This window comes from Albimonas marina, from assembly GCF_029223255.1.
Taxonomy (GTDB): domain Bacteria; phylum Pseudomonadota; class Alphaproteobacteria; order Rhodobacterales; family Rhodobacteraceae; genus Albimonas.
The window spans coordinates 35,906-51,998 of record NZ_JARHUC010000003.1 but is presented as its reverse complement, the minus strand read 5'-3'; the positions used below and the strand labels follow the sequence as shown (position 1 = coordinate 51,998).

Genomic DNA, 16,093 nt, shown 5'->3' with positions numbered 1-16,093 from the left:
CCTGTCGCCGGCGGGCGCGTCCGCCGGTTCGCGCGCCGGTCTTTCCTGCCGACGCGATGCGGCCTAATCTAGACGCAAATCGGGCGACGGCGCCACCCCGCCGCGCCCGCCCGCGCATCATGACGCCGGTCCGCCGCACCCAGCGGGGGCCGGCGCCGCCGACACAGACCTTTCACGACGGACCCAGCCCGACTTCATGCCCGACGCGCCGCGCCCAGACACGCCCGACGACCGCGCCGGCGGAGCGGGCCCGGAGGGCGCCGCTGCGGAAGGCGGCGCGCTCACCGACGCCGAGCTGCTCGCCCGCCTCGCCGCCGCCGACGACCGCGCCGCCTTCGCCGAGATCTTCGCCCGCTACGCCGGGCGCATCCGCGCCTTCCTGCTGCGCGGCGGCGCCCATCCCGACGTGGTCGAGGAGGCGACGCAGGATGTCTTCGTCTCGGTCTGGCGGCGCGCCTCGACCTACGATCCCGCCAAGGCGGGGGTGGCGACCTGGATCTACGCCATCGCGCGCAACCGGCGCATCGACCTGCTGCGCCGGCAGGCGCGCCCGGCGCCCGATCCCAACGACCCCCTGTTCCAGCCCGACCCGCCCGAGGATCCCGCCCGCGCCGCCGCCGCCGCCGACCGCGACGCCCGCGTGCGCGCGGCGCTCGAGAGCCTGGGCAAGGAACAGCTTGAAGCGGTGCGCCTGACCTTTTACGCGGGCCTCACCCAGGCCGAGATCGCCCAGGCGACCGGGGCGCCGCTGGGGACCGTGAAGTCCCGCCTGCGCCTCGCCTTCGCGCGGCTGCGAGAGGCGCTGGGCGACGACTTCTCGGTGGAGCTGAACGAATGACCGACCCCGCCCCCGCCGCCCCCTCGGCGACCGCCGTGACCGCGCCCGCGCAGGTGGACGCCGCCGCGCCCGACTTCTCGCAGATCCTGGTCGAGACGGTCCGCGGCGGCATGATCGAAAGCGTTCACCGCGGCGTGATCGCGATCTGCACCCCCTCGGGCGAGGTGGTCGAGGCCTGGGGGGATCCGTCCCGCGTCGTCTACCCCCGCTCGTCGTGCAAGATGCTCCAGGCCCTGCCCCTGGTCGAAAGCGGCGCCGCCGCCGCCGCGGGCCTGGGCACGGAGCAGCTGGCGCTCGCCTGCGCCTCGCACAACGGGGCGGCGATCCACACCACCCGCGTCGCCGCCTGGCTCTCGGAGCTGGGCCTGGGCGAGCCCGACCTGCGCTGCGGCCCCCAGGTCCCCGACGACCGCGAGGCGCGCGAGGGGCTGATCCGCGCCTGCACGTGCCCCGACCAGACGCACAACAACTGCTCGGGCAAGCACGCGGGCTTCCTGACGCTGAACCGACATCTCGGGGCTGGCTCGGAATACCACGAGGTCGACCACCCCGTGCAGAAGGCTGCGCGCGAGGCGATCGCCGAGATGACGGGCGACCCGGACCTCGGCTACGGGATCGACGGCTGCTCGGCCCCCAACTTCGCGACCACGCTGAAGGGCTTCGCCGCGTCGCTCGCCCGCATGGCCCGCCCGCAGGGGCTGGGCCGCGCGCGGGAGGCCGCGGCGACCGCGCTGGTCGAGGCGATGATGGCGCATCCCGACCTCGTCGCCGGCGAGGGCAGGGCCTGCACGGGCATGATGCGCGCGCTGGGCGGCCAGGGCGCGATCAAGACCGGGGCCGAGGGCGTCTTCGGCGCGATTCTCCCCGGGCTGGGCCTCGGCGTGGCGGTGAAGATCGACGACGGCGGCACCCGCGCCTCGGAATGCGCCATGGCCGCGATCCTGGTCCGGCTGGGCCTGGTCGAGGCGGGGCATCCCGAGATCGCGCGCCGCCTGAACCCGCCCCAGGTCAACCGCCGCGGCCTGGCGGTGGGCGAGATCCGCCCCGCCGCCGCGCTGCGCTGAACGCGGGGCCGCGGAGGCGTCCCGTTGCGGGACGTCCGGTTCAAAATTCGGTAACCAAAATCAGGGGTTGGCGGGCGATTCCGTCAACTCCGCTTTCATTCTCGCCGCGCTATCCCCTGCCTCGGTGAGGTGGAAACGGCCGGTCGCGACGCCCGGCCCCGGAATGGGAGCAGCACCATGAGCACCGTGACCCGACTGGCCCCGCGGCGGACCGAGGCGGCCCTGGACCTGGAGGCCCTGAAGGCGCTGGAAGCCGCGCTCGGCCCCGACGAATGCGCCGAGCTGGTGGACGACGGCCTGCTGGAGGCGACCGACCGGCTGGTCGCGATCGAGCGCGCGCTGGAGGAGGAGTCCTGGACCCGCCTCGGCCGTCTCGCCCGCGAGCTGGCCGCCATCGCGCCCCGCATCGGCCTGACCGCGCTGGCCCTGCAGGCCGAGTCGCTCGAGGACTGCTGCCAGTGCCTCGACCGCACCGCCGCCCATGCCGTGGGCCAGCGCCTGCTGCGCTGCGGAGAGGCCGCGCTCTCGGCCAGCCTCCTGCGCCCCGCCGGCTGACCCGCCGGCCCTCGATCTCCGAGAACGCCTGACCGCGGCGCGCCGATCATGTCGGCGCGCCCGTCGCTTTTCGGCCCGCCGCCCCGAGCCGAACCTCGGCCGTCCCGCAACCGGAGGCAGGCGCCGCGGCCGCCGTCGCGCCCGGCGCGACGGGTCCGCCCGCGGCGCGGGGCGAGGGCGGCGCCTGGCGCGAGGGTTTCGGGACGCCGCCGCCGCGCGATCCTCCGGCGGCGCGAGTCAGGCTCGGCCGGGGCCGCAGCCCCTCTGGCTTCAGCCGCCGTTGATCTTCCGGCGCAGCTTGGCCATGCCCGCCAGCCAGCGGTCGTAGTTCGAGGCCTTGTTGGCCATGTAGTCGCGCACCTGGGCGTGGGGCAGGATCAGGAAGCTCTCGGCCTCCAGCCCTTCGATCACGCTCTGGGCCACGTCCTCTGGGGTCAGCACCCCGTCGACGCCCTGCGCGCCGCCCTCGAGCCCGCGCAGCATCTCGGTGTCCACCCCCTGCGGGCAAAGCACCGCGACCCGGATCCCGTCGTCGCGGTGGGTGATCGCCAGCGCCTCGGCGAAGCCGATCGCGGCATGCTTGGTGGTGGCGTAGACCGCCCCGTCGATCTGGCTGAGCAGACCCGCGGCCGAGACGGTGTGCAGAAACCACCCGCCGCCCCGCTCCGCCATCTTCGGCGTCAGCAGCCGGGCCGCGCGGACATGGGCCATCACGTTCACGTCCCAGCCCTTCTGCCAGGCCGAGTCGGGAGAGCTGCCCACCTGCCCCAGCACCGGGTCCGCCCAGCCCACGCCGGCGTTCGAGCACCACAGGCCCACCGGCCCCGCCTCGGCCTCGGCGAACGCGACCAGCGCCTCCAGCCGGGCGGGGTCGGAGACGTCGCAGGCGAAGCCCAGGCCGCCGATCTCGGCCGCCACCCGCTCGGTCCGCGCGGGGTCGAGGTCGGAGACCACCACCTTCGCCGCCCCTTCGGCGGCGAAGCGGCGCGCCAGCCCCTCACCGATGCCGCCGCCCGCGCCCGTCACCACCACGACCTTGCCCGCGACCTTCATGCCCGCGTCTCTCCCATCTCTCCGCCGGCGTTGCGCCCAGCGGTTCCAGCGCCCTTTGCACCGGATCGGGGCGCCCGAGGCAAGGGCCGCGGCCCTCAGTCTCCGGCGCGCGGCCGCTCGCCCGAGAGGAAGCCGCGCATCCCCGCCAGCCGCCCGCCGACGACGTCGAGGAACGCCCGCACCCGCGGGGCGCGGCGCAGGTCGGGATGGGTCAGCAGCCACAGGCCGGCGGCGAGCTCCGGCTCCGGCGAGCCCAGGCGGCGCAGGTCCAGCCGCGCGTCGCCCACGAAGCAGGGCAGGTAGCCGACGCCGGCCCCCTGCCCGATCGCCTCGGCCATCGCGATCACCGAGTTCACCCGCCAGGCCGCCTCGCCCCTCGGCGCCCGCGCCCGCGTCAGCGCCGCCGACGGCAGGTCCGCAAGCTCGTCGGACGGCCCCACCCAGGGGCCGGCGGCCGCGGCCAGCGGCGCGTCGACGGCGGCGTAGAGCGCCCAGCCCAGGCCCGCCACGCGCCGCCCCACCAGCGTCTCGGGCGGGCGGTCGGTGGCGCGCACCGCCACGTCCGCATCCCGGCGCGAGAGGTTGAGCGAGCGGTTGCCCAGCGCCAGCTCCAGCCGCACCTCGGGGTAGTCGCGCCGGAAGTCCGCCAACAGCGGGGTCAGCAGCGCCTGCAGCAGCGCGTCGGAGGTGGCGATGCGCAGGTCGCCCGCCGGCGCGATCTCCCGCTTCTCGATGCGCGAGGCGAAGGCGGCGGCGCCCTCGGCCATGGCCTCGGCGGCGGCGACCATCTCCTCGCCCGCGGGCGTCGCCACGTAGCCCTCCCGCCCCCGCTCGAACAGGGGCGCGCCGACGGCCTCCTCGATGCGGGCGAGGCGGCGGAAGACGGTGGAGTGGCTCAGCTCCAGCCGGCGGGCGGCGGCGGGCAGGCTCCCGGTCTCGGCCACCGCGCCGACCAGGCGGAAATCCTCCCACGACAGCGAGGTCATAAGGTCCGGCAAAGGGGTCGCTCCGGCCGGGAACAGGTTTCAAAGATGAACACGAACACTGCAGATTCGCCAAGGCGACATTGCATGGATGCAATGAGGCGCGGCTTCATCGTGAAACATCCCCGGCCTATCTTTGCGTCAACCCGAGGCGTCGCCTCGTTCCGCCCCAGCAACCGGAGACCGATCATGACCGCGCACCCCCTGCACCACGTCACCGCCGTCGCGGGGAACGCGCGGCGCAACCTCGACGTCTACACCCGCGTCCTGGGGCTGCGGCTGGTGAAGAAGACGGTCAATTTCGACGACCCCTCCGCCTACCACTTCTATTACGGCGACGAGGCCGGGGCCCCCGGCTCGATCCTCACCTTCTTCCCGTGGGAGCAGGCCGCCCCCGGCCGCCTGGGCGCGGGCGAGACGCAGGAGACGCTGTTCCGCGTGCCCGCCGGCGCGACCGAGTGGTGGGCGCAGCGGCTGGAGGACGCGGGCCTCGACGTCTGCGCGCCCGAGACCCGCTTCGGCGAGACGATCCTGCCCTTCCGCGATCCCGACGGCATGCGCCTGGCGCTGGTCGAGGTCGCGGGCGCCGGGGACGAGCCCGCCTGGGCGGCCTCGGACATTCCCGCCGAAATGGCGATCCGCGGCATGCACGGCGTGCGCCTGCTGCTGCGCGCCGTCGCCCCGACGGCCGCGATCCTGCGCGACGTCTTCGGCTTCGCCGAGACCGGTCGCGACGGGCCGGTGGTGCGGATGGAGGCGGTGGACGGCCCATACGGCTCGGTGATCGAGCTGGTGGAGGCGCCCGGCTCGATGCCCGCCCGCATGGGCCGCGGCTCGGTCCACCACATCGCCTTCCGCGCCCGCGACGACGCCGAGCAGGCGGCGATGGCCGAGGCGCTGACCCGCGACCACCGCATGCAGGTCACCGACCAGCGGGACCGGAACTACTTCCGCTCGGTCTATTTCCGCGAGCCGGGGGGCGTCCTGTTCGAGATCGCGACCGACGCGCCCGGCTTCGCGGTGGACGAGCCCGCGGAGGCCCTGGGCCAGGCGCTGAAGCTGCCCGCCCAGTACGAGAAGCACCGCGCCGAGATCGAGCGCATCCTGCCCGCGCTCGGCTGATCCCGGACCGCGCCCGCCGCGGAAAGATCCCTCGGAAACGAAAACCGCCCGCCCCGGTCCCCCGGGGCGGGCGGCGTCGTTTCAGGCCGGACGGCCGGCGGTCAGTTGCCCAGCGTCGCCGGCAGGAACAGCACGATCCCCGGGAAGGCGGCCAGCAGGGCCATGACCAGAAGGTCCATGACCAGGAACCAGAACACGCCGCGGAAGATCTGCGTGGTCGAGACCAGGTTGCCGACCACGCCCTTGATCACGAACACGTTCATCCCGATCGGCGGGGTGATCATGCCGATCTCCAGCAGCTTGCACAGCAGCACGCCGAACCACACCAGGCTCCAGCCCGCGTCGCCCACGATCGGCAGAACGATCGGCAGGGTCAGCAGCATCGCGCCCAGCGGCTCGAGGAACATGCCCATCAGCAGGTAGATCAGGATGATGCCCACCAGCAGCATGAACGGCGAGGCGCCGATCGAGAGCACCGACTCCGAGATGTAGTCGCCCGCGCCCGACAGGGTCAGGAACCGCGTCAGCAGCGTGGCGCCGATGGCGATCACGATCAGGGCGGCGGTGGCGGTCACCGTCTCCTCGCCGGCCTTGCGGAACCGCTCCCAGCTCAGCTGGCCCTGGACCGCGGCCACGATGCAGGCGAGGAACGCGCCGATGGCGCCGGCCTCGGTGGGGGTGAAGACGCCGCCGAACAGGCCCCCGAAGATGCCGACCATCACCAGCAGGATCGGCCAGGTGCCCTTCAGCGCCGCGATCTTCTCCGACATCGGCTCGGCGCCGGTGTAGGGCGGCGCGAGGTTCGGGTTCAGCTTCACGCGGATCAGGACCACGATCACGTAGCCGATGCCCGAGATGATGCCCGCCGAGATGCCGCCCAGGAACAGGTCCGAGATCGGCTGCTGGGAGATCACGCCGTAGAGGATCAGGATGATCGAGGGCGGGATCAGCGCGCCGATGGTGCCCGCGACGGCGACCGTGCCCGTGGCGAGCTCGGCGTCGTACTTCTGCTTCATCATCTCCGGGACGGCGATGCGCCCCATCGCGGCCGAGCAGGCGATGGACGAGCCCGAGACCGCCGCGAAGCCGGCCGAGCCGAAGATCGCCGCGATCGCGAGACCGCCCGGCAGCGCCGCCGTCCAGACCTTGGCCGCGTGGAACATCCCCTTGGTCAGGTTCGTGTGGTAGCAGATGAATCCCAGCATCAGGAACATCGGCACCGAACTCAGCACCCAGTTCGCCGCGAACTGGTAGGGCATCACCGCCAGCGCGCCCCAGGCGACCCGCCAGCTCATCAGGTACCACAGGCCGCCGAAGCTGACCGCGATCAGCGAGAAGCCGATCGGAACCCGAAGGGCGATCAGGAAGAACAGGATCCCAAGGCCGGCGAGGCCGATTTCGACTTCACTCATTGAAGGCCTCCGGGTCGGGCTTGGAGAGCGCAAAGGGGCGGCCGGTCACGGTGCAGATCAGCTTCCAGAAGGAAACGAGCACCATCAGCCCGCACCCCAGCGGCACCGCGTAGTAGGAGGGCCAGATCGGGATCGTCACGATCCCCTGCTGCAGGGCCGCGCCCGAGCGCATCTTGGCGTCGGCCTCGATCCACCCGCGCACCGTCAGCAGCGAGAACGCGACCACCGCGACGATCGAGGCGAACGCGGTCAGCGACGGCTGGATGCCCCGGGGCAGCAGGTCGGAGACCACCTCGACCGAGATGTTCGCGTCACGCCCCTCGGACACCGCGAGCGCGCCGAAGGCCAGGATCACCATGTAGTAGTTCGACACGATGGTGATCGTGCCCTCCACCGGCATGTTGAACAGGAACCGCCCGAGGACGTCGCACACGATGTGCACCATCATGAAGACGACGCACGCGAGGCCCACCAGCCCCGCCAACGCCACCAGTTTCGTCAGGATCCATTCGATCCACTTCATCGGCCACCCCGCCGTCAGAGATTGAAATTCAGGAACCCGCGCGCCGGCCGCTCCCCGGCGCGCGGTCCTATCGGGTCACTGTCCGTAGCTGGCCACGTCGATCTTCGAGTGCAGCTCGTCCCAATAGATCTGGGTGAGCTGCGCCTCGGTCTCGACCTCGGCGGTCAGCTTCGACCACTTGGCCATCAGCTCGCGCATCTTGGCGAGCTTGGCGTCCGTGTCCTTCAGCCCGAAGCGGTCGGCGTAGGAGGCGCCCAGGGCCGCCGCGTCCTCGGCGATCCAGCTGCGGGTGCGCTCCATCAGCTCGTCGGAGGGCTTGTGGATCGTCACGCCCTTCTCGCGGGCCATCTCCATGTTCTCGTTGCCGGTCTCGTAGTAGGAGAACACGCCCCGGCCCGACAGCGCCGCCGAGGCCTTGAGCAGCGCGAGCTTGTTCTCGGGGCTCATCTCCTGCCAGCGGTCGCGGTTCATGTGCGCCACGCCCGACACGAACGAGGCGCCGGGCACGCCCGGGGTCATGTCGGTGACCACGTCGATGAAGCCGAAGTTGGTGAGCTCGGGCGCCGAGGCCGCGACGCAGTCGACCACGCCCTGGCTCAGCCCCTCGAACGTCTCGTTGATCGACATCGAGACCGGGGTCGCCCCCATCGCGGTCGCCCAGCGCGCCCAGAAGGCGCCGCCCGCACGCACGCGCAGCCCCTCGAGGTCAGCGATCGTCTCGACGGGCTTGGTGCACTGCAGGAAGTAGGACTGCGAGCCCGAGCCGGTCAGGTAGACGTGGTTCTGGGCCTCGAGCTCCGTCTGGCAGTCGGGGCAGTTGAAGAAAAAATACTCCATCAGCGCGCCGTTGAAGGCCATCACGTTGCGCGCCGGATCGCCGTCCTGGAGCTCGGCCAGCGAGGCGAGCTCGGTGGCGTAGTTCATCTCCGGAAACTCGGTGATGAAATAGGGGGTCAGGACCGTGGTCAGGTCCGCCACGCCGTCGCGCACGCCCGAGGTCGACTCGAGGAAGTTCAGCAGCGACAGCGGGTAGACCTTCACCTGAAGGTCGCCGCCCGACTCCTCGCCCGCCACGTCGGCGAAATGCTGGGTCGAGGCCTCGGCCGAGGTGCCCGGAGGCCAGCCGATGGCGAAGCGCAGGCTCTCGGTCGCCTGAACGCCGGTGGGGACCAAGCCCGCAACCGAAGCGGAAATCGCAATGACCGCGGCGCCCGCGGCCGGTTTCCAACTATTCATGATCATATCTCCCTGGGGTCTGCCCGCTTCGATGCGAGGTCTTTGATTGGCCGTCGCCGGCGGGTCGTTTCTTGTCCGCTTTAACGCGGGGCTCCCCCGTCTTGCGCGGGGCGAGAGGGGGAAGCCGGCCCGGGGGTCGCCCGGGCCGGTCCGGCGTCACTGCCCGTAGGCGTTGACGTCGATCTTGGAGTAGGCGTTCTGCCACAGCACCTCGGCGAGCGCATCGCGGTCGTCGACGCCCTCCATGCGGGGCATCCACTCGTCGACCAGGGCGCGCAGACGCTCGAGCTTGCCCTTGGCGTCCTTGATGCCGAAGCGCTCCTCGTAGGAGGCGGCCAGCGCGTCGAGGTCGGCGGCGATCCACTCGCGGCTCTTGGCCAGCAGCGCCTCGTCGGCCTGGTGGATCTTGATGCCCTGCGCGGGGGCCTTGTTCTCGACGTTCTCACGACCGTCGTGGAAGTAGGCCATGATCCCGTCGCCCGAGATCGCCGCGGCCGCGTGCATCACGTGCTTGCGGTTCTCCTCGGACAGCGAGTTCCAGGTGTCGAGGTTCATGTCCGCGATCGCGAAGGCGAAGGACGAGCCGGGCACGCCGACGGTCACGTCCGAGATCACGTCGATGAAGCCGAACTGGGTCATGTCGCCGGGGTTCGAGGCGGTGCAGTCCAGGATGCCCTGGTTCAGGCCCTCGAAGGTCTCGTTGATCGACATGGTCACCGGGGTCGCCCCCATGCCCGTCAGCCAGCGCGACCACCAGGCGCCGCCGGCGCGCACGCGCAGGCCCTGCAGGTCCTCGTAGGAGGAGACCGGCTTCATGCACTGGAGCACGTAGGACGAGGTGCCCAGGCCCGCCAGGAACACCTGGTTCTGGGCCTTCGCCTCGGCCTGGCACTCGGGGCAGTGCAGGGCCACGTACTCGATCATCGCGCCCAGGTAGGCCAGCGTCGCCTGCTGGCGGTCGCCCTCGATCAGCTCGGACATCGAGGCGGCCTCGGCGATGAGGTTCGTCTCGGGATACTCCGACAGGAAGTAGGGCCACAGCACCGTGGCGATGTCGGCGATGCCGTCGCGGATGCCGTTGTTGGACTCGAGCAGGTTGAGCAGCGACAGCGGGTAGACCTTCACGGTCACGTCGCCGTTCGAATACTCCTCGAGCTTGGTCTTGAAGTGGTTGGCGGCCTTGTCGCCCAGCGAGTTCGGCGGCGAGCCCACGGCGAAGCGCAGCTCGGTCGCGTCCGCGGGGGCGGCGGCGCCCAGCGTCGCGGACAGAGCGAAGGCGCCCAGAGCGGCGGCCTTGATGACCTTCTTCATCGGTTTCTTCCTCCCTTGGTGACGCACCCCGCCCGCTTCTTCGCGTCGGGCGGGGCGCAGGCTCAGACGATCACTGACCGTAGGTGGACAGGTCCAGCTTGGTCATGATCTCGTTGAAGTAGATGTCGGCCAGCGCGTCGGCGTCCGCGACGCCCTCGGTCAGGCCGTTCCACTTGTCGATCAGCTGCTTCATCTGCTCGACCTTGGCGTCGCCGTCCTTCAGGCCGAACTTCTCGGTGTAGTTGGCGACCACGGTGGCGGCGTCCGACTCGGTGTGGGCGCGGCTCTTGGCCATCAGCTCGGGGCCGGCCTGCTTCACCGGAATGCCGCGCTTCTCGGCCTCGGCGATGCCGTGCTGGGACTCGCCGATGTAGGTGAAGGTGATCCCCGCCGCGAGCGCCGCGCCCGCCTTGAGGAGCGCCGTCTTCTCGGTCTCGGAGGCGTCGAGCCAGACGTCCTTGTTGATCACCGCGGTGGCCGAGGGGAACTGCGAGCCCGGCGCGCCGGTGGTCACGAACTTGGCGACGTCGATGAAGCCGAAGTTGAACAGCTCCGGGTTCGACGAGGCCGAGCAGTCCAGGACGCCCTGGTTCAGGCCCTCGAAGGTCTCGTTGATCGACATCGACACCGGGGTCGCGCCCATGGCCGAGGCCCAGCGCGCCCACCAGGCGCCGCCCGCGCGGATGCGCGCGCCCTGAAGCTGCTCGAGGGTGTTGACCTCCTTGTTGCAGATCAGGTGGTAGCGGGTCGAGGAGCCGCCGCCCAGGAACACGGAGTTGTTCTTGGAGAACTCGTCCATGCACTCGGGGCAGTTGAGCATCGCCCATTCCATGAAGGCGCCGGCGTAGACGATGCCCACGCGGTCGCCGTCCTCGACCACCAGGTCGGTCAGCGCGGCGAGCTCGGTGCCGAAGTTCGAGATCGGGAAATCGGACAGGAAGTAGGGCAGCAGGATCGTGGTCAGATCCGCGATGCCGTCGCGCACGCCGGTCGTCGACTCGAGGAAGTTGAGCAGCGACAGCGGGTAGACCTTGGCGGTCATCTCGCCGCCGGTCTCGGCCGAGAGGACCTCGCCGAAGGTCTCGAAGGTACGCGAGGTGTTGGTGTTCGGCGGCCAGCCGATCGCGAAGCGCAGCTCCTCGGCCGAGGCCGTGGTGGGCAGCGCGGTCGAGGCCAGCAGCGTGGCCGCGGCGCCGGCGAAGCCGGCGAGCTTGGTGGTGCGTCGGGTCATAAGACTCCTCCCTGTAGACGTCTTTCCGGACGGCGCGCCGTCCGGTCTCCCCAGACCCGATGACGGGCCCCTCCCCCGCCCGGGCGCGTCGGACGCGCCGGCCGGGGGCCGTACCGCTTCGCCGCCGGACCCGCGTGGCAGGGTCCGGCGGCGAAGACGTTCACTCGGCCGCGTGGGCCTTGGTCTCGATGTAGGCGGCCTGGCTGCGCGGCGTGGGCGCGGGGATCTTCCCCTTGCGCGGCCCGATGTAGCCGAACAGGTAGGCGGCCACCTTGCGCATCTGGATCTCCTCCGACCCCTCGGTGATCCGGTAGCGGCGGTGGTGGCGATAGATGTGCTCGAACGGCTTGTGGCGGCTGTAGCCGATGCCCCCGTGCACCTGCATGGCGCGGTCGGCGGCCTCGCAGCACAGCCGGTTCGCGTAGTAGTTGCACATCGATACCTTGTCCGACATGGTCTTCTCGACCTCCGGATGGGGCATCTGGTCCATTTCCCACGCCGTCTTGCGGATCAGCTGGCGCAGCATCTCGGCCTGGGTCGCGAGCTCGACCAGCGGGAACTGGATCCCCTGGTTGCGCGCCAGCTCCTGCCCGAAGGGCTTGCGGTGGCGGGCGTAGCGGACCGATTCCTCGATGCAGTAGACCGCGGCGCCGAGCGAGCTGGCCGCCTGGCGGATGCGGTTCTCATGCACGAAGGCCTGGGCGAGCGCGAGGCCGTTGTCGATCGGGCCGAACACCGCCTCCTCCGGCACCCACAGGTCGTTGATCGACAGGCGCGGGTGGTCGGTGGGCATGTTGAAGGTCCACAGGAACTCCTCGTTCCGGATGCCCTCCAGCGAGGTGTCGACCAGGAACGCGGTCAGCCCCTTGGCGTCGCCCGGCTGCCCCTCGCGGCGCGCGAAGAGGATGCAGTGGGTGGCCTCGTGCATGCCGGTGATCCACTGCTTCTCGCCGTCGATCCGGTAGCCCTTCTTGCCGTTGCGCTCCTCGGGGACCGCGCGGGTCTCCATGTGCGTGGCGTCCGAGCCGTGGCCGGCCTCGGTCAGGCCGAAGGCCAGCCGATAGGTGCCGTCCAGCACGCCGTTGATGAACTTCTCCTTCTGCTCCGGCGTGCCGAAGTCGCGCAGCATGATGATGGTGGGGAAATTGCCCACCACCGAATGCTCGGTCTGAAGGTCGTTGAAGAGCCCGAGGCCCTTGGAGGCGAGATGCTCGCGGATCACGGCCATGGCGAGGTTCGAGCCCTCGTCCCCGCCGAACTCCTTGGGCAGGCAGAAGCGGTAGAAGCCGGCCTCGTCGGCCATCTTCTTGGCCTTCTTCATCAGCGCTTCCCACTCGGGGCGCGGCAGGCCGCCGTTGTCGAAGTCGGTGCGCGCCCACTCGCGGCGGTGATCGAAGAACCGCTCGTTGTCGTCCTGGGCCTGCAGCGGCTTGATCTTCTCGTCGATGAACGCGTCGAGGCGCGCGATATAGTCCTGCAGCTCCTGGGGTACCGAGAAATCCATGACGTCTCCTCCGGGGTCAGCCTTCCGCCGCTCGGGCGCGGCGGTAGGGGGCGAACCGGGGCTGGTCTACGGCCAGCTTGTCCATCGTGGTTCGCCACAGATGGTCGGCGAGTCCGGGGGTGGCGAGATCCATCTCCCCCTCGCGGACCTTGGCGGCCAGGTCGGCCGTAAGATCGTCCAGATCGCCGTCGCGGCCGAGGATCCCGGCCAGGCGGGCGCGTTCGGCCTCGCGCTCGGCGCTCGCCATGATCTGGCGGCGCACCATCTCCACCGCGTTGGCGGCGACGCGGGCGTCGAAGCTTTCGCGCGGGGGCAGGTTCGGCGCGGCCTCCTCCTTGAGGAAACGGGCGACGGCGCCGAGCAGGTCCTCGGCGGCGGGATACTCGCGCATCAGATCTCCCTCCCGGTCAGGTCGGCCAGCAGCAGCAGCTCGATCTCCGAGGCGCGGCGCGCGATCACGTGGCGCTCGACCGAGGCGTCGGCGCCGGCGCGGATCCAGCCGCCCATCCACTCGATGATCACGCCCCAGCGCAGGTTGCCCGCGACCTCCCACCAGCGCGCGGCATGGCGGTCGACCCAGCCGCCGCCGGCGGCCTCGTAGGCCTCCCACAGGTCCTCGCGCGGGCCGATGCCGCCCACGGGCTGTTCGCCCCCGAAGCGCCAGGAGCCGACGCAGAGCCAGGCGAGATCGGCGTGCGGGTCGCCGATGTGGCAGCCCTCCCAGTCGAGCACGGCGTTCACGCCGGTCTCGTCCATCATCAGGTTGCCCAGCCGGAAATCGCCGTGGCACAGGCGCAGCGGCGGCGTCTCGGGCATGTTCTCGCGCAGCCAGCGCAGGGCGAGCTCGAAGACCGGGCGGTCCTGGCCGAACTCGGCATGGTCGTCGACCATCTTCTTGAGCGTGCTCTCGGCCGTGCGGGTCTCGAGCTTCAGCTCGCCGGGGTCGATGGCGTGGATCGCGGCGAGGATCCGGCCGCACTGCGGGGCGAACTTCTCCCGCGCGGCCTCGAGCTTGGGGTCCTTGAGGATCTTGGGCCCGATGGTCTCGCCCTCGACCCGCGTCATGACGAAGCCTTCGCCCGCGCCCTCGGACGGGGCGAGGACGTGCAGCACCCGCGGCTCGGGCACGCCGCGGGCGGCGGCGAGGCGGATCATCGCCGCCTCGGTCGCCAGCGGCAGGTCCTCCTTGCCCGGACGGGCCTGGTCGGGACGGCGGCGCAGGATCAGGTCGCGGGGCTCGGAGCCGGTCAGGCGGAAGGCCCAGGTCTCCTGGCTGGCGCCGCCCGAAAGCCGCACGAGATCCGCGACGCCGGTCGCGCCGGGGACGAGGCGGGGGGCGAGCCGGGTCAGGGCCTCGGCCAGCGCCGCCTCGGGCGACGTCTCGGCCGGGACGGTCCCGGTCGCCGCGCTCACCGCCGCGGGCGCACGGCGGTCCGCGCGCGTCTGGTCGCCGAAACGGCCATGAATCTCCTCCCGTTCGACCGGGGCTGGACGCCCCTGTTGGTCATTGAACGCCGATCCCGTCGGGGAGTTCGGCGAAGACTTAACTAACCAATTAATCAGGCGCCGTAAACCCGGTTCGAGGGGCCCGCGGCGCTCGTGGCGATTGACCTTCGGCGCGCCCGGGCGGACGGTGACGGCGACCTGCGCCGGACTTGCGCAGGCGCAGGCCGACACAGGGGAGAACGGCGCAATGACGGAGCTTTGGCGGGCCTCGGCGACCACGATCGCGGCGCGGGTGCGCTCGCGCGACACCTCGGCGCGGGAGGAGTGCGAGGCCGCGATCGCGCGGATGCGGGCGGTGAACCCGGCCCTGAACGCGGTGGTGGACGAGACCGCCGAGGCGGCGCTTGCCGAGGCCGACGCGGTCGACGCGGCGCTGGCGCGGGGCGAGGACGTGGGGCCGATGGCCGGCGTGCCCGTGACGGTGAAGATCAACGTCGACTACGCCGGCCGGCCCACCACCAACGGGCTGAAGACCCAGGCCGACCTGATCGCGCCCGAGGACAGCCCGGTGGTCAGCAACTTCCGCCGCGCGGGCGCAGTGGTGATCGGGCGCACCAACACGCCGGCCTTCTCGCTGCGCTGGTTCTGCCGCAACTCGCTGCACGGGCAGACGCTGAACCCGCATGACGCCTCGATCACGCCGGGCGGCTCCTCGGGGGGCGCGGGCTCGGCGGTGGCGGCGGGCATCGGGGCGGTGGCGCACGGCACCGACATCGCCGGCTCGATCCGCTATCCGGCCTATGCGAACGGGGTCCACGGGCTGCGTCCGACGACGGGGCGGGTCGCGGCGGCGAACCTGTCGGGCGCCGACCGCACGATGGGCGCGCAGCTGACCGCGGTGTCGGGTCCGCTGGCCCGCCGGATCGCGGACCTGCGCACCTCGCTCGCGGTCATGTCCATGGAAGACTTGAGGGATCCCTGGCGGATGCCGGCCCCGCTGGACGGCCCGCCGGTCCCGCGCAAGGCGGCGATGTGCGTGGCGCCGGACGGGATGAAGGTCGCCCCCGAGGTGGAGGCGGCGGTGGTCTCGGCCGCCGCGGCGCTCGCCGAGGCGGGGGTCGAGGTCGAGGAGGTCCCCCTGCCCCCGCTGCGCGAGACGGCGCGGCTGAACATCGAGCTGTGGATGGCCGACTTCGGGTCCGCCGGCGTGCCCAAGCTGCTGGCCGAGGGCGACCCGGACGCGAGCTTCGTGGCCGAGCAGATGATGCGCATCGCCGGCCCCAACGCCGACGCGATGGCCGCCCTGCAGCGCCGCCTGGGCCTGCTGCGGGAGTGGCAGCTGTTCCTCCAGGACTGGCCGATCGTGCTGCTGCCGGTCTCGGGCGAGGCGCCCTTCGCCAACAACTCCGACGTGGCGAGCCCGGAGGATTTCGAGCGGATCTACGAGGCCCAGATGCTCCAGGTCGGCCTGCCCGCCCTGGGCCTGCCGGCGCTGGCGGTGGCGACGGGAACGCCCGGCCGGCCGATGGGCGTGCAGCTGGTCGGGCCCCGGTTCCGGGAGGACCTGCTGCTGGACGCCGGCGCGATCATCGAGGCCGCGCACCCGCCCATCCAGCCGGTCGACCCGTTCGTGGTCGGCTGAGGGCGTCCGCGCCGAAGCCTGCGCCGGGCGGCGAGGCCGCCCGGCGAACAAATCAAATCGGTTGATTTAAGATCGTCCCGTTTTGGGACAGCACGCGGCTCCCGGGCGCCCCACCGCGCCGCGGCGCGCCCCGGATCGGGCCGCCGGCGCGGCGGGGGTGCGGCGCCCGCCTG

General features: G+C 71.7%; 15 protein-coding genes. 5 read left to right on the top strand and 10 right to left on the bottom strand.

Going from position 1 to position 16,093, the window contains the following annotated elements; translation table 11 throughout:
* Positions 1-196 precede the first annotated feature (196 nt).
* From P2H44_RS07850 to P2H44_RS07840, 3 genes are all read left to right on the top strand, one after another.
* Positions 197-838, top strand: coding sequence for a sigma-70 family RNA polymerase sigma factor (locus P2H44_RS07850; RefSeq protein WP_275762941.1), 642 nt, complete (start codon positions 197-199; stop codon positions 836-838).
* Positions 835-1,902, top strand: coding sequence for an asparaginase (locus tag P2H44_RS07845; RefSeq protein WP_275762940.1), 1,068 nt, complete (start codon positions 835-837; stop codon positions 1,900-1,902). Before P2H44_RS07850 ends, P2H44_RS07845 begins: the two co-directional genes overlap by 4 nt.
* A 177-nt stretch (positions 1,903-2,079) precedes the next feature.
* Positions 2,080-2,457, top strand: a complete 378-nt coding sequence (locus P2H44_RS07840; RefSeq protein ID WP_275762939.1) for a hypothetical protein — start codon at positions 2,080-2,082, stop codon at positions 2,455-2,457.
* Between the two features lie 270 nt (positions 2,458-2,727).
* On the opposite strand, the gene P2H44_RS07835 is transcribed toward P2H44_RS07840, so the two are convergent.
* Positions 2,728-3,510: an SDR family oxidoreductase gene (locus tag P2H44_RS07835; protein ID WP_275762938.1), complete on the bottom strand. Its 783-nt coding sequence runs from the start codon at positions 3,508-3,510 to the stop codon at positions 2,728-2,730.
* Between the two features lie 95 nt (positions 3,511-3,605).
* Positions 3,606-4,508, bottom strand: a complete 903-nt coding sequence (locus P2H44_RS07830) for a LysR family transcriptional regulator (protein ID WP_275762937.1) — start codon at positions 4,506-4,508, stop codon at positions 3,606-3,608.
* A 174-nt stretch (positions 4,509-4,682) separates the two neighbouring features.
* Here P2H44_RS07830 and P2H44_RS07825 point away from each other — a divergent pair, with 174 nt between their 5' ends.
* Positions 4,683-5,615 (top strand): ring-cleaving dioxygenase, encoded by a 933-nt coding sequence (locus tag P2H44_RS07825; RefSeq protein ID WP_275762936.1) that lies wholly within the window; start codon positions 4,683-4,685, stop codon positions 5,613-5,615.
* A 101-nt stretch (positions 5,616-5,716) separates the two neighbouring features.
* On the opposite strand, the gene P2H44_RS07820 is transcribed toward P2H44_RS07825, so the two are convergent.
* The 8 genes from P2H44_RS07820 to P2H44_RS07785 all read right to left on the bottom strand — a co-directional run bounded on the left by P2H44_RS07820 (position 5,717) and on the right by P2H44_RS07785 (position 14,245).
* On the bottom strand, positions 5,717-7,027 hold the full coding sequence (locus P2H44_RS07820) for a TRAP transporter large permease (protein WP_275762934.1): 1,311 nt from the start codon (positions 7,025-7,027) through the stop codon (positions 5,717-5,719).
* The gene (locus tag P2H44_RS07815) at positions 7,020-7,550 is read right to left on the bottom strand and encodes a TRAP transporter small permease (protein ID WP_275762933.1); all 531 of its coding nucleotides are present in this window, start codon (positions 7,548-7,550) and stop codon (positions 7,020-7,022) included. Before P2H44_RS07815 ends, P2H44_RS07820 begins: the two co-directional genes overlap by 8 nt.
* 75 nt (positions 7,551-7,625) lie before the next feature.
* Entirely contained in the window at positions 7,626-8,786 is a 1,161-nt protein-coding gene (locus P2H44_RS07810) for a C4-dicarboxylate TRAP transporter substrate-binding protein (protein ID WP_275762932.1), read from the bottom strand.
* Positions 8,787-8,942: 156 nt separating this feature from the next.
* Positions 8,943-10,097 carry a C4-dicarboxylate TRAP transporter substrate-binding protein gene (locus P2H44_RS07805; protein WP_275762931.1) on the bottom strand — a complete coding sequence of 385 codons (1,155 nt, stop codon included), beginning with the start codon at positions 10,095-10,097 and terminating at the stop codon, positions 8,943-8,945.
* A gap of 70 nt (positions 10,098-10,167) precedes the next feature.
* Positions 10,168-11,328: a C4-dicarboxylate TRAP transporter substrate-binding protein gene (locus P2H44_RS07800; protein ID WP_275762929.1), complete on the bottom strand. Its 1,161-nt coding sequence runs from the start codon at positions 11,326-11,328 to the stop codon at positions 10,168-10,170.
* 160 nt (positions 11,329-11,488) lie between these two features.
* Positions 11,489-12,832 carry an acyl-CoA dehydrogenase family protein gene (locus tag P2H44_RS07795; RefSeq protein ID WP_275762928.1) on the bottom strand — a complete coding sequence of 448 codons (1,344 nt, stop codon included), beginning with the start codon at positions 12,830-12,832 and terminating at the stop codon, positions 11,489-11,491.
* Between the two features lie 16 nt (positions 12,833-12,848).
* On the bottom strand, positions 12,849-13,223 hold the full coding sequence (locus tag P2H44_RS07790; protein WP_275762927.1) for a DUF6285 domain-containing protein: 375 nt from the start codon (positions 13,221-13,223) through the stop codon (positions 12,849-12,851).
* Complete coding sequence (locus tag P2H44_RS07785; RefSeq protein ID WP_275762926.1) at positions 13,223-14,245, bottom strand: phosphotransferase family protein; 1,023 nt, start codon at positions 14,243-14,245, stop codon at positions 13,223-13,225. The genes P2H44_RS07790 and P2H44_RS07785 overlap by 1 nt, the downstream gene beginning before the upstream one ends.
* Positions 14,246-14,525: 280 nt before the next feature.
* Between P2H44_RS07785 and P2H44_RS07780 the strand changes: the two genes are divergently transcribed.
* Positions 14,526-15,920, top strand: a complete 1,395-nt coding sequence (locus P2H44_RS07780; protein WP_275762925.1) for an amidase family protein — start codon at positions 14,526-14,528, stop codon at positions 15,918-15,920.
* Positions 15,921-16,093: the final 173 nt, after the last annotated feature.

Bases quoted from the DNA above. Each gene is read 5' to 3' on its own strand.
- P2H44_RS07850 (WP_275762941.1), top strand. From the start codon at position 197: ATGCCCGACGCGCCGCGCCCAGACACGCCCGACGACCGCGCCGGCGGA.
- P2H44_RS07845 (WP_275762940.1), top strand. From the start codon at position 835: ATGACCGACCCCGCCCCCGCCGCCCCCTCGGCGACCGCCGTGACCGCG.
- P2H44_RS07840 (WP_275762939.1), top strand. From the start codon at position 2,080: ATGAGCACCGTGACCCGACTGGCCCCGCGGCGGACCGAGGCGGCCCTG.
- P2H44_RS07835 (WP_275762938.1), bottom strand. From the start codon at position 3,510: ATGAAGGTCGCGGGCAAGGTCGTGGTGGTGACGGGCGCGGGCGGCGGC.
- P2H44_RS07825 (WP_275762936.1), top strand. From the start codon at position 4,683: ATGACCGCGCACCCCCTGCACCACGTCACCGCCGTCGCGGGGAACGCG.
- P2H44_RS07820 (WP_275762934.1), bottom strand. From the start codon at position 7,027: ATGAGTGAAGTCGAAATCGGCCTCGCCGGCCTTGGGATCCTGTTCTTC.
- P2H44_RS07815 (WP_275762933.1), bottom strand. From the start codon at position 7,550: ATGAAGTGGATCGAATGGATCCTGACGAAACTGGTGGCGTTGGCGGGG.
- P2H44_RS07810 (WP_275762932.1), bottom strand. From the start codon at position 8,786: ATGAATAGTTGGAAACCGGCCGCGGGCGCCGCGGTCATTGCGATTTCC.
- P2H44_RS07805 (WP_275762931.1), bottom strand. From the start codon at position 10,097: ATGAAGAAGGTCATCAAGGCCGCCGCTCTGGGCGCCTTCGCTCTGTCC.
- P2H44_RS07800 (WP_275762929.1), bottom strand. From the start codon at position 11,328: ATGACCCGACGCACCACCAAGCTCGCCGGCTTCGCCGGCGCCGCGGCC.
- P2H44_RS07795 (WP_275762928.1), bottom strand. From the start codon at position 12,832: ATGGATTTCTCGGTACCCCAGGAGCTGCAGGACTATATCGCGCGCCTC.
- P2H44_RS07790 (WP_275762927.1), bottom strand. From the start codon at position 13,223: ATGCGCGAGTATCCCGCCGCCGAGGACCTGCTCGGCGCCGTCGCCCGT.
- P2H44_RS07780 (WP_275762925.1), top strand. From the start codon at position 14,526: ATGACGGAGCTTTGGCGGGCCTCGGCGACCACGATCGCGGCGCGGGTG.